We start from the raw sequence: 21,799 nt of genomic DNA on the forward strand, positions 1-21,799 counted from the left end.
GCCGGCGAGGCGTGAGCCTCATTCATTCTGCGGACTACCGCGAGGGGCAAAGGCCCCGCCGGCCCGTTCGCTTCATCCCCCGCAAAGGGGATGGCTCTTTGACAAACTCCGAAGCCGCAGGGCTGTCGGACAAATCAGCATGTCCGGCGCGCAGGAAGCCGGCTTGGCCTCGGACCTACCGCTTCTCCAGCAACAGCTTGGCGATCAGCGGCGCCAGATACGCCCGTGGCAGGATCAGCAGGTAAGGCGCGTGCACGCCCTCCTCCGGCACGATCCTGAACGGCCCGGTCAGTGCCTCGTTCGATGTGCCGGTCCTCACGCCCGGGGCGAGTTTGACCGCGTCGAGCGGATATTTGAGCCCCTCCGAGCGCCAGAAGGTCACCGGCTGCAGCGGGTGGATCGAGACCCGTTCGCCCGGCTCGACCGTGAAGCTGAACGCCTCCGTCAGCCCCAACGCAACGTCCTCCTCGTCGACCAGCACGATCCGCCGGCGATGCGCGTACTTGGCCACCGCGTCGAGCGCGGCCAGCGTGTGGTCGAAGCGCCGGCCGGTCATCCCCAGCGCTGCCGTCACCGGGGCACGGGTGGAATACAGGGCCTTTTCGAAATCGGTCGTTTCCTGCTCGGCGATCTGCATCAGCCGGGTCTTGCCCAGCCAGGCATGCGGAGTCTTGAGTGAATCGAAGTCGCCGACGATCAGCTCCGGCTTGAGCCCGGCGTCGACAATGGCGTCGGCCCCGCCATCGGCCCCGACCACGTGGCCGCCCGAGGCATAAAGTTCCTGCAGAAGGTCGGGATCGACCGTCCCGCCGCCGACAATGACGAGCAGGTCGTCAAAGACCGCGACGGAAGTCTCGTTGGGGCGCGCTTGCACGGGGGGAAAACTCTGTCTATCTGTCAAGGGTCTCGCTGGGGTGCTCCGGGTTCCGGAGCTGAGAGTTACCCATTGAACCTGAACCAGGTCATGCTGGCGGAGGAAGTTCGAGATGGCAAGGGCGCGCTCGCGTCCGATCCATGCACGTGCCCTTCAATCCACATGGCCGCAAACCGAAGGGAACGACATGTATTCGTTCAATCGCTTCGCGTTGGCGGCAGTCATCTGCGCCCTCGCCTTTCCTACCCTCGCCCAAGATAAGGAGGCCAAGCCGGTCCTCGACATCTACACCTATGACAGCTTCGCCGCCGAGTGGGGCCCCGGCCCGCAGCTCAAGGCCGGCTTCGAGAAGACCTGTGGCTGCACCGTCAACTTCACCACCGCCGAGGACGCCATCTCGACCTTGCGCAAGGTGCAGCTCGAGGGCGCCGCGACCAAGGCCGACGTCGTCGTCGGGCTCGACACCGCCACCTCGGGCGAGGCCCGCGCCACCGGCCTGTTCGCCCCGCACGGCCAGCAGCTGAACGGGCTGGTCCTGCCCTGGACCGACGTCGAGTTCGTGCCCTTCGACTACGGCTACTTCGCCTATGTTTACAACAAGGAGAAGACACCCAACCCGCCGACCTCGTTCGAAGAGCTGATCGCCCTGCCCGCGAGCTTCAAGATCGTCATCGAGGACCCGCGCTCGTCGACGCCGGGCCTCGGCAACGTGTTCTGGATCGCCGCTGCCTATGGCGACAGGGCGCCCGAGATCTGGAAGGGCCTGAAGCCGCACGTGCTCACCATGACCCGCGGCTGGTCCGAGGCCTATGGCCTGTTCCTCGATGGCCAGGCCGACATGGTGCTGAGCTACACCACCTCGCCCGCCTACCACGCCATCGCCGAGCACGACGACAAGTACGCCTACGCCCGGTTCACCGAAGGCTTCATCCCCCAGGTCGAGGTCGCAGGCCTGCTGAAGAGCTCCGATCAGGCCGAACTGGGCCAGAAGTTCCTCGCCTATCTCGTCTCGCCAGAGGCCCAGAAGGTCATCCCGACGACCAACTGGATGTACCCGGTGATCGACATCGGTGCCGACCTGCCGGCCGCCTTCGGCACGCCGCCGGGCAAGGTCCTGGCGCTCGACGAGGCGAGCATTGCTGCCAACAGCCGGGCCTGGGTCGATGCAGCCCTCGCCGCGCTGCAGTAGGGCAATCAATGATGGCGCGGGAAACACACCCCCCACCCTGTCCCTCCCCCGCTAGGGGGGAGGTGACCTGCGCTCGCAAGTCTTCGTCACTCACCGACAGAGGTGTTGGCGTCTCCCTCCCCCTTGCGGGGAGGGGACAGGGGTGGGGGTACCTTCTCGAACCGGCTGCGGAGGCCCCTCGTGACTAACCCACGCATCCTGCCCGATCGGCCGCTCCGGACGCTGTCCGGCGCGGCCGTCGCGCTCGCCATCGCGGCCCTCGTCGCCATGGTGCTGTGGGCCATCTTCACTACTGCTTCGGACAGCACGGCCCAGCCGCCGCGGGTCGATGTCTGGCACCTCGTCGCCATGACGACGATCCAGGCCGGCCTCAGTACCGTGCTGTCGCTGCTCGTCGGCGTGGCGCTGGCGTGGGCGCTGAACCGCCTGCGCTTTCCCGGCCGCGACCTCGTTGTCGGGCTGTTCGCCTCGGCCATCGTCACCCCGGGCCTGATTGTCGCCTTCGGCCTCCTCGCCGTCTGGGGGCGGGCCGGGTGGATCAACCAGGCCGCGCTGGCGCTGACCGGTCATCCGCTGGAAATCCCCCTGTTCGGGCTCGGTGGCATTCTCGCCGCCCACGTCATCCTCGACGCTTCCTTCGCGGCTCGCATCCTGCTTGCCCGGCTCGACGCCATCCCCGCGGCCCGGCTCAAGACCGGCCAGAGCCTTGCGCTGACGGCGTGGCAGCGCTTCACCGTGATCGACTGGCCGATGCTGCGCGGCTCCCTGCCCGGCCTCGCCGCCATCATCTTCCTGCTCGCCTTCACCAGCTTCCCGATCGTGCTGCTGCTCGGCGGCGGGCCGGCCAACCAGACCATGGAAGTCGCCATCTATTCCGCCGTCCGACTGGATTTCGACCTGAAGGGGGCGGTGCAGCTGGCCCTGGTCCAGATCGCCATCTGCTCGGCCGTCATCGTCGCCGCCGCGGCCTTCGCGCCCATCTCGGCTGCCACCGGGGCATCGACCGAACCGCGCTGGCGCGATCGCGGCCCGGCTCGCCTGCTGCAACGCGGCGTGCTGGTTGCCTCGGTCCTCGGCTTCGGCCTCCCACTGCTCGCCATCCTCGTCAACGGCCTCGGGCCGGGCGTGCTCGATGTCATGGCGCGCGGCAGCTTCTGGTCCGCGCTCGGCTCGAGCCTTCTGATCGGCACGGGCTCGGCCCTGTTGACGCTGCTGCTCGCCCTCGGCATCGGCCTCGGCCGCGCCGCCACGCCCCGCCCGTCCCTGCGCACCGGAATCGGCGCGCCGGCCTATGCCTATCTGGCGGTGCCCGCGGTCGTCCTGTCGCTCGGCGCCTTCCTTCTCGTGCGCAATGCCGGGCTGGTGCCCGAGACAGCCGCCCCGGCCGTCGTGCTGTGCGCCAATGCCCTGCTGTCGCTGCCCTTTGCCCTCGCCACGCTGGCGCCGCCGCTCGACGCGATCGTCCGCCAGCGCGGCCGCCTGATCCGCTCGCTCGGCCTCGGCGGCTGGCAGCAGTTCCAGGCGGTCGAATGGCCGCTGATCAGCCGCGACGTCGGCGTCGTGCTGGCGCTGAGCTTTTGCTTCTCGCTCGGCGATCTCGGCGTCATCGCCCTGTTCGGCACCCAGGACTTCGTCACCCTGCCCTTGCTGATGTATCGCGCCCTCGGGGCCTATCGCACCAACGATGCGGCGGCGATTGCTGCGCTCATGCTGGTCATCACCATTGCCGCCTTCGTGCTGCTGCCGAAGCTGGTCGGAAGGCTCACCGATGCTGCAAGCTGAACACCTGATCTTTCAGCACCCGGGCGCGGCGCGCCGCTTCGACCTGAGCTTCACCGCCAGCCCGGGTGAAGTCACCGCGATCAGCGGTCAGAGCGGCGCCGGCAAATCGACGCTGCTCGACCTCGTGGCGGGCTTCCTGGTGCCGGTCTCGGGCACGCTGACACTCGCGGGCCGTGACCTCCTGCCCCTGCCGCCCGAGCAGCGCCCGGTCTCGATCCTGCTCCAGTCCGAAACGCTGTTCGACCACCTCACGGCGGCGCGCAACCTGGAACTCGGGCTGGCCCCTGCCACGGCCCGGGCCGAGCGCGACCGTCTGATCGCCGCCGCCCTCGACGAGGTCGGACTGTCCGGAGTGCTGAACCAGCGCGCCGCGACCCTGTCGGGTGGCGAAAAGCAGCGCGTGGCGCTGGCCCGCACCCTGCTGCGCAATCGCCCGGTGCTGCTGCTCGACGAGCCGTTCTCGGCGCTCGACGACGAAACGCGCGCCACGATCCGCACATTGGTGAAGTCGCTGACCGAGCGGCACGGTTGGATCACCCTGCTCGTCAGCCACCACCTCGACGATATCGAGGCGCTGGCGAGGAGGCGCTACCGGCTGGTGGACGGAAAGCTGACCGAGGCGTGACGGCCTCGGTCGTCAGTTTGTCGCGGGAGCCGCCGCCGCGGTCGACGCCCCGGTCCACTGCGCGACGACGTCGTTGAACAGCTTCTCGGCGTTGGCGTCCTTCTCGAGCGTGATGATGGCCCGCTTGCCGGTCGCGTAGATCAGCGCCAGGTCCATCCACTTGCGCGAAGTCAGGAGGTTGGAGTTGGCGGTGATGTCGGCCGGCGTCGCGCTGAGCGCGAACAGGAACGAATTGCCCACGACGCGCGCCGAGGCGCCGACGAGGGGCGTACCCTGCACCAGTTCCTCATTCTTGAGCAGGACGCCAGGCAGGCCGGCGATCGAGCCACCGATGAAGCTGTCGGTGACGCGGAAGTTGACTTCCATCAGGTGGCTGGCCGGCAGGCTCGAATCCGAATTCTTGCGGATCAGCACATCTACCGCGAGGTTGCGCGCCGGGATGTTCGCCTTGCCCACGAGGGTCGGCAGGCCCATCTCGTCGGTACCCTTGCTCCACTCGACGGTACCCGAATAGGGCACGGCACCGGTGGTGCCATTGTCGGACGCCTCGAGCAGCAGCGACTGGCTGCCGGCCAGGTTGGCCGGATCGACCGCCGCGACCGCCTGCTGGGCGTCGGTGGTAGCCGTCGGGGTCGCCTCCGCGCCGAGGCGGGCCTGCGAGGTCGGCTCGACCAGAGGCAGGGCCGTCGTTGCGGCCTGCGCCGCGGGCTCGGCGCCCAGCCTGTCGTCCGTGCGGAGTTCGGCGGTGGGGGTATCGCTGTCGGCCGGCGTCGCCGTATTGCCCGGCCCCGTCGCCGGCGTTTCGGCCGCCGCCCCGGTGGGAGCGGCGGGCGTGGCCACGGCGGCCTGCTCGGTGGCGGGTGCGCCGCGCCCGAACATGCTGTCGAGATCGATGAAACCCTCGCGCCAGGCCCAGAACCCGGCGCCGCCGACGCCGATCAGCAGCACGGCAAAAACGATCAGGAAGATCGTCACGGCGCCCAAGCCGCGATGTTCGTCTTCCTGCCGGGCCCGCGGCACCCGGGCTTCGGCCTTGCGCTGGCGTGGCGCCCGTGCATCGCGGGCGAAGGCGCTGGCCTTGGCCTGCTTGCCGTCCCGCTGCTGCGGACGCATCGAGGAATCAGCCTTGAGGGCCGGCGCAACGAACGGCGTCTCCTCGGCCGGCGACTCGTCTCCGTCGTCGATTCCGTCGTACTGGGCGCCGTTGACGCCCTCATCGTAGTCGCTGTCGCCGCGTGCCTCGCGATCCAGCGTCGCAATGGCCCGGTCGATGGCGCCCTGCGGATCGACCGACGGCGTCTCGAGCTCGACCTCACGCACTGCCGACATCGCGGCGGCGACCGGAGGCTCGTTGTAGAGCGATACCGGCTCGGCTTCGACCTGCCGCGCCGCGGCAGCATGGCCGCCACGCGCCGGGCCGGCGAGTTCGCGACGCGGCTCGAGCACCGGCCCGCGGGCCGGCCCGCCGATCGGCGCGCCGAACGCGGCACTGCCGGTGCGGCTCTTTGCCGCCTCGGCCCGCGCCACGATCGAAGGCAGCGCACGGCCGGCGGCGGCGGGCTGCGGCTTGACCGGAATGGGCGCGCGTACCGGAGCGCGCGGCGGCGCCTCTTCTTCACCCTCTGGCTGAACGGGCGCGGCAAGCTGCGCGCGGTGCGCAGTCGGCACCAGCTTTGGCACCGGCTTGCCCATCGGCTTGGCATCCGGTCGCACGATCTGGCGCGACTGGTCGGACTGGGCCTGCGTCTGTTCGGCATTGGCCGCGGCGATGATCTCTTCGATCGTCCCGCCGGGCGGCAGGGGCTTCATCGGCTCCTTGCTCACCGCTGGAATCTGCTTGGCCACGGGCTTCGCAACAACGGGCGCCGCCTTCTTCGCCGGCGCGTCGAAATAGACCGGCGGCGGCGGCGGATTGTCTTCCTTGCCCGAGCCCAGACCGGCGATCACGGCCTCGCTGGCCTCCTGCTCGACCTGGCGGATACAGTCCTCGAGCTGGAGTCGATGCGCGGTGATGTCACGGGCGGCAAGGGGCGGATTGATGGCGCGCAACTGGCCAACGAGCGCGGCGCGTGCCTTCTCGTAGACCGCACGGCGCGCGGCGCCGTTGTTCTCGGGCAGGGCTTCTACTGCCCTGCGCAACAGCTCTTTGTAGTCCGCCATTCGCTAAACGACATCCGTAGTTTGGGGGCCTGTTCTAACGAAAAATTCTCAATCTTGAAACGGGTCCTGCACTAGGATCGTGTCAAGACGTTCGGGACTGGTGGAGAGCATGGCGACAGGTGCGCCGATCAGCTCCTCGATATACCGAACGTACTTCACAGCCTGTGCCGGGAGTTCAGACCAGCTTCTCGCCCCAGCCGTTGTTTCCGACCACCCCTCAAGCGTTTCGTAGATGGGCTTAACAGCAGCTTGTGCTCCCATTGAGGCAGGCAAGTAGTCAATTTTTTGACCGTCAAGCTCGTAGCCCACGCACACCTTGATCTCCTTGAGACCGTCGAGGACATCCAGTTTCGTCAAGGCGATACCGTTTATCCCCGACGTTCTGACGGTTTGGCGCACCAGCACGGCGTCGAACCAGCCGCAGCGGCGCGGCCGGCCCGTGTTGACGCCGACTTCGCGACCGACGCTCGACAGGTGCCGGCCGATCTCGTCATCGAGCTCGCACGGGAACGGCCCCTCGCCGACACGCGTGGTGTAGGCCTTGGTGATGCCGAGCACGTAGCCGATCGCAGTGGGCCCGAGGCCCGAACCGGCCGCGGCCTGCCCGGCTACGGTGTTGGACGAGGTGACGAACGGATAGGTGCCGTGGTCGTTGTCGAGCAGCGCGCCCTGCGCGCCCTCGAACAGGATGCGGGCGCCAGCGCGGCGCTTCTCGTCGAGCAGGCGCCAGACCTGGTCGACATAGGGCAGGATCTTGTCGGCGACTTCGATCAGCTCGTTGTAGAGCGAGTCGGCCGAGAGCTCGACGAGGCCCATGCCGCGGCGCAGCGCATTGTGGTGGCTGAGCAGCCGCTCGATCTTTGGCATCAGCGTGTCGGGCTCGGCGAGGTCGCACACGCGGATGGCACGGCGGCCAACCTTGTCCTCGTAGGCCGGACCAATGCCGCGGCGGGTCGTGCCGATCTTCAACCCCGAATTGCCGCTCTCGCGGACGGCATCAAGCTCGCGGTGGAGGCTCAGGATCAGCGGCGCATTGTCGGCGATCTTCAGCACCTCGGGCGTCACCTTGATGCCCTGCGCGCCGATCTTTTCGACCTCCTGCACGAAGTGGTGCGGATCGACCACGACGCCGTTGCCGATGACGCTGAGCTTGCCGCGCACCACGCCCGAAGGCAGCAGCGCCAGCTTGTAGCTCGTGCCGTCGATGACCAGCGTGTGGCCGGCGTTGTGGCCGCCCTGGTAGCGCACGACGACATCGGCCCGTTCGCTGAGCCAGTCGACGATTTTGCCCTTGCCCTCGTCACCCCACTGGCTGCCGACGACGATCACGTTTGCCATGCGCTTGAGTCCCTCAGGATTCGGAAGCCCACCGGAACGACACCGGGAGCTGCGAAGGTTCTGCTTCAATTTCGCTGCAAGCTGCCGTCGGACGCGAGCGAAAGGCTGTCCGGTGGAGTTGCGGACGTCCTTTAGAGCAAAGGTTGACGAATGACAAACGCCGATGCGTCGCAGGCGGTGGATTGCCGACCCGCCACTGCCTCCCCCTCGGCGCAGGGTGAGGATGAAGACAGGCGGCTAGAATACCAGCGAGACACCCGCGGGCTCACGTCCACCCGGCAGCCGAGATCGGCAGCCATGTTGCCGTTGAAGCGACGCCGGGCCCAGCGCGCGGTTCCGCCGCGCGGCTGGCGCAATCGCTCCGGGACGAGTAGGTTCGCGCCCTCCTTGTCGACCACCGCTCCACCGGGCGGTGGTCGCTCATCTTTCGACGACCGATGACCGACAGTCCAGAAACGACGCGCGCCGGCGCCTTCCATGCGATCATGGACCGGCCCTACCTGATCCTCATCCTCACCACCCTGTTCTGGGGCGGCAATGTCGTGGCCGGCAAGCTCGCCGTCGGTCATATCGACGCCCACTCGCTGATGATCCTGCGCTGGACCGGCGCCCTGCTGCTGGTGGTGCCTTTTGCCATCGGCCCGGTGAAGCGCGACTGGCCGGTGATCCGCGCCAGGTGGTTGCTCTACCTGTTCTACGGCGCCGTCGGCTACGCGACCTTCAACGTCTTCGTCTACGTCGCGGCGCACTACACCACCGGCGTCAACACCGCGCTCGAACAGGCGACCATCAACATCATGGTTCTCCTGTTCAATTTCGTGCTGTTCGGGACCCGCGTGCGCGTGCTGCAGCTGGCGGGAGTCGTGCTGACGATTGCCGGCATCGCGCTGATCGCCACGCATGGCGAGCTGAGCCGCATCGTGCGCCTCGACCTCAATGTCGGCGACCTGATGGTGCTGTTCGCCTGCCTTGCCTACGCGGTGTATTCCATCGCGCTGCGCTGGCGCCCGCAGACCAACTGGCTGAGCTTCCTCGCTGCCACCTTCGTTGGCGCCATCCTCGCCTCGATCGCCTACCAGGCGACGATCGGCGATGGCCTCGCCCGCCTGCCGGCCAATCTCGGCGCCATTGACGCGCAAGGCTGGATGATCGTCGCCTACACGGTGATCTTCCCCTCGGTACTCTCGCAGATGCTCTACGTCCGCGGCATCGAGCTGATCGGCTCCAACCGGGCGAGCCTGTTCATCAACCTGATCCCGCTGTTCGGCACCATCGGCTCGATCATCGTGCTGGGCGAGGTACTGCAGCCGTTCCATTTCATCGCGGCGGTGCTGATCGCCGCCGGCATCGTGCTGGCCGAGTGGAGCGCACGGCGCGGCTAGAAAGCAAAGGGCCGGTCGTCGACCGGCCCTCGTGTTCTTGCGTGGATCCGTGGCCCGCTCAGTTGAAGGCGAGAGCCTTGGCCTGCTTGACGCCGGGGAGGCTGGCGATCTCCTGGAGCTGCTCGGCGGTGACCGCACCGTCGATCGACAGCAGTGCGATGGCGTCGCCGCCCACCTCGGCGCGGCCGAGGTTGAAGTTGGCGATGTTGATGCCGAGGTTGCCGAGGAGCGTGCCGAGACGACCGATATGGCCCGGCTTGTCCTCGTTGGTGACGTAAAGCATGGCAGGTGTCAGCTCGGCATCCATGTTGATGCCCTTGACCTGGATGATGCGCGGCTTGCCGTTGGCGAAGATGGTGCCGGCGACGCCGCGCTCCTGCCGTTCGGTGACCACCGTGAGGCGGATGTAGCCTTCATAGGCGCCCTGCTGGTCGCGCGTGATGATTTCGACATTGATGCCGCGATCCTTGGCGATCTGCGGGGCCGAGACCATGTTCACCTCGGCCACCTGCGGCTTCAGCACGCCGTTGATCGCCGCGGCGGTCATCGGCTTCACGTTGAGGGCGGCGACATTGCCCTCGTACTCGATGCGGATGCCCTTGATCGAGGTCTCGGTGAGCTGGCCGGCGAACGAGCCGAGCGCTTCGGCGAGCCTGATCCACGGCGTCAGGCGCGGCGCTTCCTCGGCGGTGATCGAGGGAAAGTTGAGCGCGTTGGCGATTTCGCCGGTGTTGAGATAGGCCGAAATCTGCTCGGCCACCTGCAACGCCACGTTCTCCTGCGCCTCGGTGGTGGAGGCGCCGAGATGCGGGGTGGCAATAAAATTGGCGAGTTCGAACAGCGGGTTGTTCTGAGCCGGCTCCTCGACGAAGACGTCGAACGCGGCGCCGGCAACCTTGCCCGACTTCAGCGCGTCGTAGAGCGCGGCCTCATCGACGAGGCCGCCGCGGGCGCAGTTGATGATGCGCACGCCGTCCTTCATCTTGGCGATGGCTTCGGCATTGATGATGTTGCGGGTGGCATCGATCAGCGGCGTGTGCAGGGTGATGAAATCGGCGCGCTTGAACAGCTCGTCCAGCTCGACCTTCTCGACACCGATCGCCTGGGCCCGCTCCGGGGTGAGGAAGGGGTCGTAGGCGATGACCTTCATCTTCAGGCCCTGGGCGCGATCAGCGACGATCGAGCCGATATTGCCGGCGCCGATGAGGCCGAGCACCTTGTTGGTGACTTCGACGCCCATGAAGCGGTTCTTTTCCCACTTCGATGCCTTGGTCGAGGCATCGGCCTCGGGGAGCTGGCGGGCTAGCGCGAACATCATGGCGATGGCGTGCTCGGCCGTGGTGATCGAGTTGCCGAAGGGCGTGTTCATCACGATGATGCCCTTCTTGGTCGCGGCCGGGATGTCGACATTGTCGACACCGATGCCGGCGCGGCCGATGACCTTCAAGTTCTTGGCAGCGCTCAGGATTTTCTCGGTGACCTTGGTCGCCGAGCGGATCGCGAGGCCGTCGTACTGGCCGATGACTTCGAACAGCTTGTCCTTGTCCTTGCCGAGGTCCGGCAGGTAGTCGACGTCGATATTGTTGTCCTTGAAGATCTGGACAGCCGTCTTGCTCAGCTTGTCCGAAACGAGAACCTTGGGCATGTCGCCCTCCTCTTGCCGCGGGAATGCCACGCGGATGAACGGGAAATAACGGGACAGGGACCCTCGCTCTACGCGAGGGCCAGCTTCCTTAGGCGGCGGCCTGAGCCAGCGCGGCCTTCTCGGTGGCGAAGGCGAAATCGAGCCACGGCAGCAGCGCTTCGACATTGGCCGTGTCGACGGTCGAACCGGTCCAGATGCGCAGGCCGGTCGGCGCGTCGCGGTAGCCACCGATGTCGTAGGCCACGCCGGCCTTGTCGAGCCGGGAGACGATCGCCTTGGCGAAGGCTGCCTGCGCGTCGTCGGAAAGAGCAGTAATCGCCGGATCCTTGATCACGAGGCACATCGAGGTGTTCGAGCGCTCGGCTTCGTTCCTGGCGAGGAAAGCGGCCCAGTCGGACTTCGCCACCCAGTCGGCCAGCGCCTTGGCGTTGGCGTCGGCGCGCGCCTGCATGGCCTTGAGGCCGCCGATCGACTTGCCCCACTCCATCGCGTCCACCGCATCCTCGATGCACAGCATCGAAACGGTGTTGATGGTGGCGCCCTCGAAGATATCGGCCATCAGCTTGCCGCCCTTGGTCATGCGGAAGATCTTGGGCAGCGGGCGATCCGGCTTGAAGGTCTCGAGCCGTTCGACGGCGCGGGGCGAAAGGATCAGGATGCCATGCGCGGCTTCACCGCCGAGCGCCTTCTGCCAGGAGAAGGTAACGACATCGAGCTTGGCAAAATCGAGGTTCTGCGCGAAGGCGGCCGAGGTCGCGTCGCAGATGGTGAGACCCTTGCGGTCGGCCGGGATCCAGTCGGCGTTCGGGACGCGGACACCCGAGGTGGTGCCGTTCCAGGTGAAGACGACGTCGTTATCGAAGTTGACGGTCGAGAGGTCCGGCAGTTCGCCGTAGGGCGCCTTGAGCACCCGGACGTTGTCGAGCTTGAGCTGCTTGGTCACGTCGGTGACCCAGCCCTCGCCGAACGATTCCCAGGCCAGCATGTCGACGCCGCGGGCGCCGAGCATCGACCACAGCGCCATCTCGACAGCGCCGGTGTCGGAAGCGGGCACGATGCCGATCAGGTAGTCGGCCGGCACCTCGAGCAGCTCACGCGTCAGCGCGATGGCCTTTTCGATGCGCTGCTTGGCCGGCTTGGCGCGGTGCGAACGGCCGACCAGCGCGTTGGCGAGCACATCCACCGTCCAGCCAGGACGCTTGGCACAGGGGCCCGACGAAAAATTGGGGTTAGCCGGTTTCACTGCCGGCGCAGTCAGGGGCATATCAGCCATGGCGACCCTCCCAGGTCGAAAGCCTCACGTTAGGGTGAGGTGTCCTGAGACGGGCTGATACTCCTGCTCGCCCGATCGCGTCAATGGGGATCGGATGCGCCTTTGGTTGGCCTGGCAGCCAGCGATGGCGCTATCGCCGCGCCTATGCCGCGCACCTCAAAGGGGGCCCGGCATGCGCCGGTCGCGGGCGATCCCGGATGACATCCGCGCCTCGCGCGAGCGACACGCCGACGCATAACGCCGGCATCACGTGGACGACGCTATGGTTAACAAGCGTGCAGGATTTTCGGGGCCTGAACGCGACCTGCTCCCTCCTTGCGGCGGAGGGAGCAGTTTTCTTGGAGGCCATGCCGATCCGGGAACGGCTCCAGCCTTCGGCCAGGTCTCAGGCGAGAACCTTGCCGCGTCCGCGCACCGCGGGTGTCTTTGGCTTGCGCCCCAGGCCGATGGTCTTGGCCAGACGCGAGCGAGCCTCCGAATAGGTCGGGGCCACCATCGGATAGTCGGGCGGCAAGTTCCACTTGGCCCGATATTCTTCCGGCGACATATCGTATTCAGTGCGCAGATGACGCTTGAGCGACTTGAATTTCTTGCCGTCTTCCAGGCAGATCAAGTACTCGGGCGTGATCGACTTCTTCACCGGAACGGCCGGCTTGGCCTCGACCACCGCTTCCGGCTCGGCGGCACCGCCCAGACCGACGAGTGTCGCATGCACGCTCGCGATCAGCTTGCCCAGATCGCTGGCGCTGAGCGCATTGTGACTGACGTATGCGCTCACAATGTCCGCGCTCAATTCCACCAGATGAGAACTGCGTGCCTCCGACCCCGCTGCTGACGAGTTCGACGCTCCTGATTCCATACTTCCCTCTAGAATGTTGCCTAGGTTTCGGGTCCTAAGTACGCGAGACTACGGCCCACCCGCCGAAGCCCCTCGGGGTTATTTCGCTGGCGCATTGCAGTAGGGCAGCTTACTTGAATGCGTTATCCAGCCGTTATGTCGCTACGCTTCGGCCTTTACTTCGTCAAGTAAACTTCCACCAGATTGTCGGAACAACTGAACTTTGCCGATCACTTTCATGCTTGGAACGGTATCGCTGCAGCTCCTGGGCAGTCCGGTTCTCCGCCTGCCGGATGGATCGGCCGTGAAACTGCGGCAGAAGGCCTATGCCCTGGCCGCCCTGCTCTACCTCGAGTTCTCGAATCGCACCCGGCGGTCGTCGCTGGCCGAGAAGGTCTGGGAGGACAGCTCCGCCGAGCAGGCGATGACCAACCTGCGCCAGACCCTGCTGCACACGCGCGACGTCGAGTCCCGCCATGGTTTCCTCCTGTTCGAGGCCGACGCCACCGAGATTGAGCTCAACCGCGACCTGACCATCGACCTGCGCGAGATCGGCCGCATCCGCGCCGCCACCGACGCCGCCGACCTCGAGACGCTGATCGACCTGTATCGCGGCGAACTGCTGGCCGGCGTCGACGGGCTGGGCAGCGAATTCGGCCAGTGGCTTTCGCTCGAGCGCACCCGCATCGAGAACCAGTTTGCCATCCAGGCCACCGAGGCGGCGCTGCGCTTCGGTGGACGCACCGGCCACGCAGCCTTGCACAAGCTGGCCGAGCGCCTGCCCTACTCCGACACCGTCTGCCGCGCGACGATCGAACTGTTGCGCGCCGAGGGCAACGAAGCCGGGGCTCGGGCCGCCTACGCCGCCTTCCGCAACCGGCTGCGCCATGGCCTCGGACTGGAGCCGGCGGCGGAGACCGCCGAGCTGATCGAGCAGGAGGGAGCGGCGCCGGTCGGCGCCCAGCCGCGCACGCCGGCCCGCCGCTCCACCGACATCCAGCCCGACGACACGATCCGCCCCAGCTTCGTGCCGCGCGTCGTGCTGCTGCCGCCGCTGCAGGATTTCAAGCAAGCCTCGATCCCCAGGCACCTTGCGCCGGCGCTGGTGGAGGACGTCACGATCGGCCTGTCGCGGCTGAAATCGGTGTCGGTGATCGCCCCGCACACGGCCTGGCAGCTCGACCCGTTCTCGGCCCTCGACGAAGTACGCTCGCACCAGATCGACTATGCCGTCGAAAGCCGCATTGCGCCCAACTTCACCGGCGACGGGCTCTCGCTCGCCATCCGCCTCGTCCGCGCGGCCGGTCGCGAGATCGTCTGGGCTGACAAGTTCGCCTTCTCGGCCCTCAGCGCGCAGGAGCGCTATTGGGACTTCACCAACGGGGTCGCCCGCGCCCTCGCCGACTCGATCGAGACGGCCGAACTGCAGCGGGAGCGGACGCAGCGCGACGCCAACGCCTATTCCCATTATCTCGCCGGCCGGCACAACCTGCGCACGTTCGACCTGCCCAAGATCCGGCGGGGCCGCAAGTCGCTGCGCATCGCCCGCGAGATCGAGCCGGAGCAGGCCTCGATCGAAAGCGCCCTCGCCCGTTCATACGTGGTCGAGTGGGTGCTCCGCGCCGGCTCGGACCGGGCGCTGCTCGACAAGGCCAAGCTCCACGCCGAGCGCGCCGTGTCGATCGACCCCAATGACGGCACGGCCTATCGTGAGCTCGGGCGCGTCGCCCTGTTCGACCGGGACCTCGACCTGAGCCTCGCCCACATGTCGATGGCGGCCGACCTCGCCCCCAACCATGCCGACGTGCTGGCCGACTTTGCCGACACGCTTGTCCACAACTCCGACTTCAACAGCGCACAGGAAAAGATCGACGCTGCGATCCGGCTCAATCCGGTGCCGCCCGACGAGTACCTGTGGACCCTGGGCGGCATCAATTTCTTCCGCGGCCGGTGGGAGGAGGCCTTGCGCCACCTGAGCCAGATGCGGAACCCCGAACCCGCCTTCCGGCTGATGGCCGCAGCGGCGGCCATGGCGGGTCAGATGGATCTCGCCCGACGCTATCGGTTGCAAGCGCTTAAATTGCAGCCTGATTTCACAACCTCCCGTTGGGTATCCCGCATGCCGCAGCGGGACCCTGCCGATGTCGACCTGTATATCGAGGCATTGCGAAAGGCCGGATTCAAGTAGGCCGCAAAGGAGATATACTTATGCGCTACGTCATCATTGGGCAGAAAGATTCTTCGCAGCTGTTGGTCGTGGACACTCAGCTGATGACTGTTACCCCGGTGGACCAGGAAACCGTGGTTCCCTCCAACGTCCGCTCCGCGCTCGCTGCCGGCAACACCATCGTTGACGGCATCGACATCGCCGTGGCCGCCGGTCAGCGCGATGACGGCTCGGCCGTCTGGCACTTCCACGCCAAGTAAGACCGAAGCGACAACACTTGCTTGGGGATCCGACTCTCCGCCCGGCGGCTCCGGCCGCGGGCGGCACCACAAGTCCCGCGGCGTTGCTGCGGGATTTGTCTTTGCACTTTGCCCGGCTGGGCATCACCCGGCTGGCGCGCCAGACCGGCCTCGATCGCATCGGCATCCCCTGCTATGCGGCGATCCGGCCGAATTCGGCGACCATCGCCAGCCACCAGGGCAAGGGCATGGACGACGTCTCGGCCCAGATTTCAGCGGTGATGGAGGCGGCCGAATACGCCATCGCCGAGGCCCCGCGGGCACTCGAGCGCAGCATGAGCCTTGCCGAGCTCGAAGCGGCCGGCACCGCCACGATGGACGTGGGCCACCTGCTGCCGCGCGGCGCCGTGATCGACCCGCACCGGCCGCTGCGCTGGGTCGAGGGCGTCGTGCTCGAGACCGGCTCGCCCATCCTCGTCCCCTATGACGCCGTGGCCCTCGGTCCGCCCCCCAGCGACCTGCCCGGTATTGCGCAATCGACCAACGGCATCGCCGCCGGCACGACGCAGACCCGGGCGCTGATCCATGCCATGTGCGAGGTGATCGAGCGCGATGCCGTCTGCCTCTGGGGTTTCAAGTCGGACGCTGCCGCTGCCGCAACCGCCGTCGCGCCCGCCGCCTTCGACGATGCCGATGTCGACGCGCTGGACTTCCGCATCGCCGAAGCAGGATTCCGCCTCCGCCTCTATGACCAGACCAGCAATACCGGCCTGCCGGTGATCTACGCCGTGCTCTCGCCCGACGACGGTGCCGAGCACCATTTCGACGCGGCGACCGGCGCCAGTTGCCATCCCATCGCCGCGGTGGCGGCCCGGCGCGCCATCGTCGAGGCGGCCCAGACCCGCATCACCAACATTGCCGGCGCTCGCGACGACATCGTCGAGAACGAATACGAGCAGCACTTGAGCCGCAGCATCGCCGTGCTGACCGAGACGCCGCTTGCCGCCGATCGCCCGGCTCCCGCCGGGCTCACGGGCCCCGCCAGCGAGGAGGGACTGCTCACCGCCGTGCGGGCCGGGCTGATGCGTGTCGGGCTTGGCGGCACCATCGTCATCCCACTGGGGGGCGAGGACGTTGGCATCCATGTGGTGAAGGTCTTCGTGCCCGGCCTCGAGGACCGGCTCACCAACCGCAACTGGCGCCCCGGCCGGCGCGCCGCTGCCGCCATGCTGGGGTTCTGATGAAAGTCCTGTTCGCCGGGCCTTCGCTGTGGGGCGCGTCCTACGATCGATCCGGCCTCGATGTCCGCCCGCCGGCCCGGCAAGGCGACATCCATCGCGCCGTGCTGCATGGCGCCGATGCGATCGGCCTCGTCGACGGCGTGTTCGGCTTCGTGCCCTCGGTCTGGCACAAGGAGATCCTGTTCGCGCTTAAGTCCGGGGTGCGCGTGCTCGGCGCCGCTTCTCTCGGCGCCCTGCGCGCCGCCGAGTGCGCCCCCTTCGGCATGGAAGTCGTCGGCCCCATCGCCCGCAGCTACCAGCTCGGCACTCGCACCGAGGACGCCGATGTCTGCCTCGTCCACGCCCCTGCCGAACTCGACTTCATGCCGCTGACCGAGCCGCTGGTCGACGTGGAGGCCACGGTGGCCGCGATGCGCGCGGCCGGGCTTGCCGGACCCGGCGAGGCCGAGGCGCTGCTCGTCGCGGCGCGCTCTATCTACTTCGCCGACCGCACCGTCGAGACGATCACCGCCATGGCCGGCCTGCACGAGCTTGCCCCGGCCTATCGCAAGGCCCGTGTCGGCGCCAAGACTGCCGACGCGCTGCTGCTCGTCGAAGGCCTGCGCGCGCTGCCGCCGGGCCGGCAGGCGCCGCCCGACTGGGAGTTCGTCCCGTCCGACCCGTGGCGGCACTATCTTGCCGGCCAGCCGGCGGCGTAGTCGGCTTTCTCTCAGGCACCTGCGGTAGCGTGCGAGCGCAGCAGCATCGGCAACGGGCGCCCGCGAGAATGATACGATTAATTCAATGAATTCATATGGATAGCAGCGCACATCGACGCCTGCTGCCAGCTGTGGCACACTGGCCTTGCAACATCTGCAACAGCCACGAGGAGGGGGCCATGGCAACGATGGTGCGGCTCTCGCGCGAACAGATCGACCAGATGTTCGTCGAGATGGACGAGATGGAAAAGAACCTCAAGGCCATCCACGCCGAACTGATCGAGCTGGGCGTGCCCAGGGAAACACTGAGCCGCTTCGCACGCATGCACGACCGCTATACGGCAGGCGTCGCCTTCCTGATGAAGCAGCGCGACCTGGGCCGGGCCGCCGACTAGCGTCGGCGAGGACGAGGGCCCGGAGGCCAGGCGGCCTCGGCAGCGGCCCGGCAATGGAGGGGTCGCCGTGCTCGGTACATTCCGATGGATCTGGTTCCTGGCCCTGGCCCTGGGCCTTGTGGCGGGGGCATCCGCGGCGCAGCTCGACCGCGCCGAGGTTGAACGGCGCGCCGAGGCGGCAGCCCGATACCTCGTGGCCGTGGAAGCCGCCGATGGCCGCTTCCTCTACGAATTCGACTTCCTCGCCTCCCGCTTCCTGCCGGACGACAACATCGTCCGCCAGGCCGGGGCCGGTTTCGTGCTAAACCAGTTCCTCGCGGCCAGCGGCAAGCCGAGCTTCACCGAGCCGGGCGGCCGGGCCATCGGCTACTACGCGGCGCAGTCGGCCAGGCATGGCGACGGCCTGCTTGTCTCCGAGGACCGCACGGTGGCAGGCGGACGCGCGGGAGCCACGGCTCTGGCGATGCTGGCTGAACTGTTCCAGAGCCGGGCCATCGGCAAGGACTTTCGCCCCGACCTGCGGCTGGGCTGGCTCAGGGGGCTGGCCGCGCTGCAGCTGCCGACCGGCGGCATCGCCCAGAATGTCGGTGACGTCGAGGAGGACTCCTACGCGACCGGCGAGACCTGGCTGGCACTCGCTCACTATGCCGACCTCGATGCCAACCAGCCGACCCTGGCCCCCCTGCTCGACCGGCTCGAGACCCGCGTGATGGTGAAGTACCTCGAAAAGCCGGACAACCAGTTCGCCCATTGGGGCCTGATGGCCGCGGCCCAGCGGCTGCGCACCACCGGCGACACCCGCTATCTCGACTTCATTGCGGCCTTCGTGACCGACTTCGTGCGGAACCGCATGCCGGCCAACGACATGCGCGGCAACCGCTGTGCCGCCCTCGAGGGGCTGATGGCCGCCGCCGGCGCGCTCGAGGACCACGGCAGGCAGGCGCTGGCGGCCGAGGTGCTGGACAAGGCGGTGACCGGACTGGCGCTGGCGCTGGACCTGCAACTGACCGGCAGTCCACGCATCGATTATGGACCCGACCGCTCCTACGCGGACCCCAAGCTGGCCAACTTCGCAGGCGCCTTCCTCAACGGGGCCTATACCCTCAGGACGCGGATCGACTCGACCCAGCACTGCCTGTCGGCGCTGCTGCTCTATCGCAACCTGCTCGGCGGCGAGAGCCTCTGGAAGATGTGATCCCCGAGTAGTCCTTTTCATGCTGTGCGGCAGCAGCACGAGGTGGTTATATAGGCGTCGTCCATCGTTGTACTTGAGGAGATTTCGCCATGCATGCGGTCTCGACCAAGGCCGGCCTGAAGACAACCCTGCGCGCAGTACGCATTCTGGCAACGATTTCGGCAGGCGGCTTGCTGCTCCTCTCCGGATCGGCGAGTTCCCAGACCATCACGCCACAGAGCGTCGACCCGATGCAGCACTTCATCGATTGTGCCGGGGTGCTCATCTCCGCGCCGTCGATCCACGCCAAGTACTGCATGCCGAGCAACATCCCGCCGGAGATGAAGTCGCTCGCCTCGGACGACGACAACGGCTGCGCTCACGTGATGGACGCAGTTGATGACGACAAGGACCCCTGCCGCCCGCTGCCTGATGACAATGTCTCGCCGCAGATCTGACAGGCCAAGGTTGCGAACAAAACGCGAATGATGCTTGCTGGTCCGATCCTCGCTCCGGATCGATTCGCGTGCCGACTGCCCTCGCCTCCTCCTATCTCGACAAGCTGAACCCCGAGCAGCGGCAGGCCGTGGAGCATATGGGCGGGCCGCTGCTGGTGATCGCCGGCGCCGGCTCGGGCAAGACCAACACGCTGGCGCACCGGGTGGCGCACCTGATCGTCAACGGCGCCGACCCGCGCCGCATCCTGTTGATGACCTTCTCGCGCCGCGCCTCGGGCGAGATGCAGCGCCGGGTCGAGCGGCTGGTGGCACAGGTGATGGGCGCCAAGGCGGGCGTTGTCACCGACGCGCTGAGCTGGGCCGGTACCTTCCATGGAATAGGAGCACGCTTGCTCCGCGAGCATGCCGAGCAGATCGGCCTGACACCGGGCTTCTCGATCCACGACCGCGAGGATTCGGGCGACCTCATCAACATCATCCGCCACGAGATGGGGTTCTCGGAGGCCAAGAAGCGCTTCCCGACCAAGGGCACCTGCCTTGCGGTGTACTCGCGCGTGGTCAACGCGCAGGATGAGCTCGAGCCGGTGCTGAAGACCCATTTCCCATGGATCGCCATGTGGGCCGACGAACTGCGCGCCCTGTTCGCCGCCTATGTCGAAGCCAAGCAGCGCCAGCAGGTGCTCGATTACGACGACCTGCTGCTGTACTGGGCCGCCATGATGCGCGAGCCTGCAATCGCCGACGATATCGGCGGGCGCTTCGACCATGTGCTGGTCGACGAGTACCAGGACACCAACCGCCTGCAGGCCTCGATCCTCCTCGCCATGAAACCCGAGGGCACCGGGCTGACCGTGGTCGGCGACGACGCCCAGTCGATCTACTCGTTCCGCGCCGCGACGGTGCGCAACATCCTCGATTTCCCCGGCTCGTTCACCCCGACGGCCCGCATGGTGACGCTCGACCGCAACTACCGCTCGACCCAGCCGATCCTCGAAGCCGCCAACGCGGTGATCTCGGAAAGCACTGAGCGCTTCACCAAGAACCTGTGGACCGAGCGCGTCGCCACCGAAAAGCCGCGCCTCGTCACGGTGAAGGACGAGCCCGGCCAGGCCCGCTACGTGGTCGAGAGCGTGCTTGCCTGCCGCGAGGGCGGCACGGCGCTGAAGCAGCAGGCGGTGCTGTTCAGGACCTCCTCGCACTCGGCTGAGCTCGAGGTCGAACTCACGCGCCGCAACATCCCGTTCGTGAAGTTCGGCGGGCTGAAGTTCCTCGACAGCGCCCATGTCAAGGACATGCTGTCGCTGCTGCGCTTCGTCGATAACCCGCGCGACCGCGTCGCCGGCTTCCGCGTGCTGCAGCTGCTGCCCGGCATCGGGCCCGGTGCCGCCGGCAAGGTGCTCGACCGCATGGCCGAGAGCGCCGATCCCCTCGCCGAGCTGATCAACGCCCCGCCCCCACCGCGTGGTTCGGAGGGCTGGCCCGCCTTCATCGAGGCGGTCCGGCACCTTGGCGAAGGTGGCGGCGGCTGGCCGGCCGAGCTGCTGCGCGCCCGCCTGTGGTACGAGCCGCTGATGGAGGCGGTGTACGAGGACGCCGAGGTCAGGAAGGAAGACCTCTACCAGCTCGAGCAGATCGCTTCGGGTTATCCGAGCCGCGAGCGCTTCCTCACCGAGCTGACGCTCGATCCGCCTGATGCCACCTCCGACCAGGCCGGCGTGCCGCTGCTCGACGAGGACTACCTGATCCTCTCGACCATCCACTCGGCCAAGGGCCAGGAGTGGAAGAACGTGCATGTGCTCAACGTCGTCGATGGCGCCATCCCGTCCGACCTCGGCACCGGCTCGACGCACGAGCTCGAGGAGGAACGGCGCCTGCTCTATGTGGCGATGACGCGCGCCAGGGACGAGTTGCACCTGCTCGTGCCGCAGCGTTTCTACGTGCACCAGCAGACGCCCTATGGCGACAAGCACGTCTATGCCCAGCGCACCCGCTTCATCACCAAGGCCATGCTGGAACTGTTCGACGACATGTTCTGGCCCGCGGTGACGCCTGCCGAGCTGCGCGGCATCGCTCCCGCTGCGCCGCGTGTCGACGTCGGCGCCGGGCTCTTGGCGATGTGGAAGAAATGACAAAGCCTGACACGGCCTGGCAGGGTCGTGCGTTAGGTTGTCGGCATGAGGAAAATTGAACACCGACTGTTCCACAGCGCCCCCTCTCCCTCTGGGGGAGAGGGTTGGGGTGAGGGGGCCTTTGCCACCGGCACCGCAGAAGGCCCCCTCACCCGGCGCTACGCGCCGACCTCTCCCCCAAAGGGAGAGGTG

At 67.2% G+C, this 21,799-nt stretch carries 18 protein-coding genes and 1 riboswitch; of the genes, 12 read left to right on the forward strand and 6 right to left on the reverse strand.

The genetic code is table 11. The annotated features are described in order from the left end of the window. Positions 1-175: 175 nt before the first annotated feature. A complete protein-coding gene (locus J0I99_RS18935) occupies positions 176-874 on the reverse strand; it encodes a thiamine diphosphokinase (protein WP_291394309.1) in 699 nt (232 codons plus the stop codon). 26 nt (positions 875-900) lie between these two features. Continuing rightward, positions 901-996: riboswitch (TPP riboswitch) on the forward strand. 65 nt (positions 997-1,061) lie between these two features. On the opposite strand from J0I99_RS18935, the gene thiB reads away from it, so the two are divergent. The 3 genes from thiB (at position 1,062) to J0I99_RS18950 (ending at position 4,470) form a co-directional block, all read left to right on the forward strand. Then, positions 1,062-2,063: a thiamine ABC transporter substrate binding subunit gene (thiB, locus tag J0I99_RS18940; protein WP_291399040.1), complete on the forward strand. Its 1,002-nt coding sequence runs from the start codon at positions 1,062-1,064 to the stop codon at positions 2,061-2,063. A gap of 180 nt (positions 2,064-2,243) precedes the next feature. Next, complete coding sequence (locus J0I99_RS18945; RefSeq protein WP_291399041.1) at positions 2,244-3,845, forward strand: hypothetical protein; 1,602 nt, start codon at positions 2,244-2,246, stop codon at positions 3,843-3,845. After that, positions 3,832-4,470: an ATP-binding cassette domain-containing protein gene (locus J0I99_RS18950; RefSeq protein WP_291399043.1), complete on the forward strand. Its 639-nt coding sequence runs from the start codon at positions 3,832-3,834 to the stop codon at positions 4,468-4,470. The genes J0I99_RS18945 and J0I99_RS18950 overlap by 14 nt, the downstream gene beginning before the upstream one ends. A 12-nt stretch (positions 4,471-4,482) precedes the next feature. Here J0I99_RS18950 and J0I99_RS18955 read toward each other — a convergent pair whose 3' ends face one another. Further along, a complete protein-coding gene (locus tag J0I99_RS18955; RefSeq protein WP_291399045.1) occupies positions 4,483-6,630 on the reverse strand; it encodes a hypothetical protein in 2,148 nt (715 codons plus the stop codon). Positions 6,631-6,678: 48 nt separating this feature from the next. Further along, complete coding sequence (locus tag J0I99_RS18960; protein ID WP_291389880.1) at positions 6,679-7,968, reverse strand: adenylosuccinate synthase; 1,290 nt, start codon at positions 7,966-7,968, stop codon at positions 6,679-6,681. Positions 7,969-8,405: 437 nt separating this feature from the next. Between J0I99_RS18960 and J0I99_RS18965 the strand changes: the two genes are divergently transcribed. Then, a complete protein-coding gene (locus J0I99_RS18965; protein ID WP_291399046.1) occupies positions 8,406-9,350 on the forward strand; it encodes a DMT family transporter in 945 nt (314 codons plus the stop codon). A gap of 58 nt (positions 9,351-9,408) precedes the next feature. Here the strand turns inward: J0I99_RS18965 and serA are convergent, their stop codons facing one another. From serA to J0I99_RS18980, 3 genes are all read right to left on the reverse strand, one after another. Then, positions 9,409-10,995, reverse strand: coding sequence for a phosphoglycerate dehydrogenase (gene serA / locus J0I99_RS18970; protein ID WP_291399048.1), 1,587 nt, complete (start codon positions 10,993-10,995; stop codon positions 9,409-9,411). A gap of 88 nt (positions 10,996-11,083) precedes the next feature. Further along, positions 11,084-12,259, reverse strand: a complete 1,176-nt coding sequence (locus J0I99_RS18975) for a phosphoserine transaminase (RefSeq protein ID WP_291392323.1) — start codon at positions 12,257-12,259, stop codon at positions 11,084-11,086. 394 nt (positions 12,260-12,653) lie between these two features. Further along, complete coding sequence (locus J0I99_RS18980) at positions 12,654-13,127, reverse strand: MucR family transcriptional regulator (protein WP_291392319.1); 474 nt, start codon at positions 13,125-13,127, stop codon at positions 12,654-12,656. A 283-nt stretch (positions 13,128-13,410) separates the two neighbouring features. Between J0I99_RS18980 and J0I99_RS18985 the strand changes: the two genes are divergently transcribed. The 8 genes from J0I99_RS18985 to J0I99_RS19020 all read left to right on the forward strand — a co-directional run bounded on the left by J0I99_RS18985 (position 13,411) and on the right by J0I99_RS19020 (position 21,607). Continuing rightward, complete coding sequence (locus tag J0I99_RS18985) at positions 13,411-15,294, forward strand: BTAD domain-containing putative transcriptional regulator (protein ID WP_291399049.1); 1,884 nt, start codon at positions 13,411-13,413, stop codon at positions 15,292-15,294. 20 nt (positions 15,295-15,314) lie between these two features. Beyond that, entirely contained in the window at positions 15,315-15,533 is a 219-nt protein-coding gene (locus tag J0I99_RS18990; RefSeq protein WP_291399050.1) for a hypothetical protein, read from the forward strand. Between the two features lie 101 nt (positions 15,534-15,634). Continuing rightward, positions 15,635-16,753, forward strand: coding sequence for a YcaO-like family protein (locus J0I99_RS18995; protein ID WP_291399051.1), 1,119 nt, complete (start codon positions 15,635-15,637; stop codon positions 16,751-16,753). Beyond that, entirely contained in the window at positions 16,753-17,451 is a 699-nt protein-coding gene (locus tag J0I99_RS19000) for a TfuA-like protein (RefSeq protein ID WP_291399052.1), read from the forward strand. The genes J0I99_RS18995 and J0I99_RS19000 overlap by 1 nt, the downstream gene beginning before the upstream one ends. 179 nt (positions 17,452-17,630) lie before the next feature. Further along, positions 17,631-17,846, forward strand: coding sequence for a hypothetical protein (locus tag J0I99_RS19005; RefSeq protein WP_291392311.1), 216 nt, complete (start codon positions 17,631-17,633; stop codon positions 17,844-17,846). 67 nt (positions 17,847-17,913) lie between these two features. After that, positions 17,914-19,041 (forward strand): hypothetical protein, encoded by a 1,128-nt coding sequence (locus J0I99_RS19010; RefSeq protein ID WP_291399053.1) that lies wholly within the window; start codon positions 17,914-17,916, stop codon positions 19,039-19,041. 89 nt (positions 19,042-19,130) lie between these two features. Continuing rightward, a complete protein-coding gene (locus J0I99_RS19015; protein WP_291399054.1) occupies positions 19,131-19,478 on the forward strand; it encodes a hypothetical protein in 348 nt (115 codons plus the stop codon). 68 nt (positions 19,479-19,546) lie between these two features. Further along, positions 19,547-21,607, forward strand: coding sequence for an ATP-dependent helicase (locus J0I99_RS19020; RefSeq protein WP_291399055.1), 2,061 nt, complete (start codon positions 19,547-19,549; stop codon positions 21,605-21,607). Positions 21,608-21,799: the final 192 nt, after the last annotated feature.

It is taken from the genome of Devosia sp. (assembly GCF_017307495.1).
In the GTDB taxonomy this organism is placed as follows: Bacteria; Pseudomonadota; Alphaproteobacteria; order Rhizobiales; family Devosiaceae; genus Devosia_A.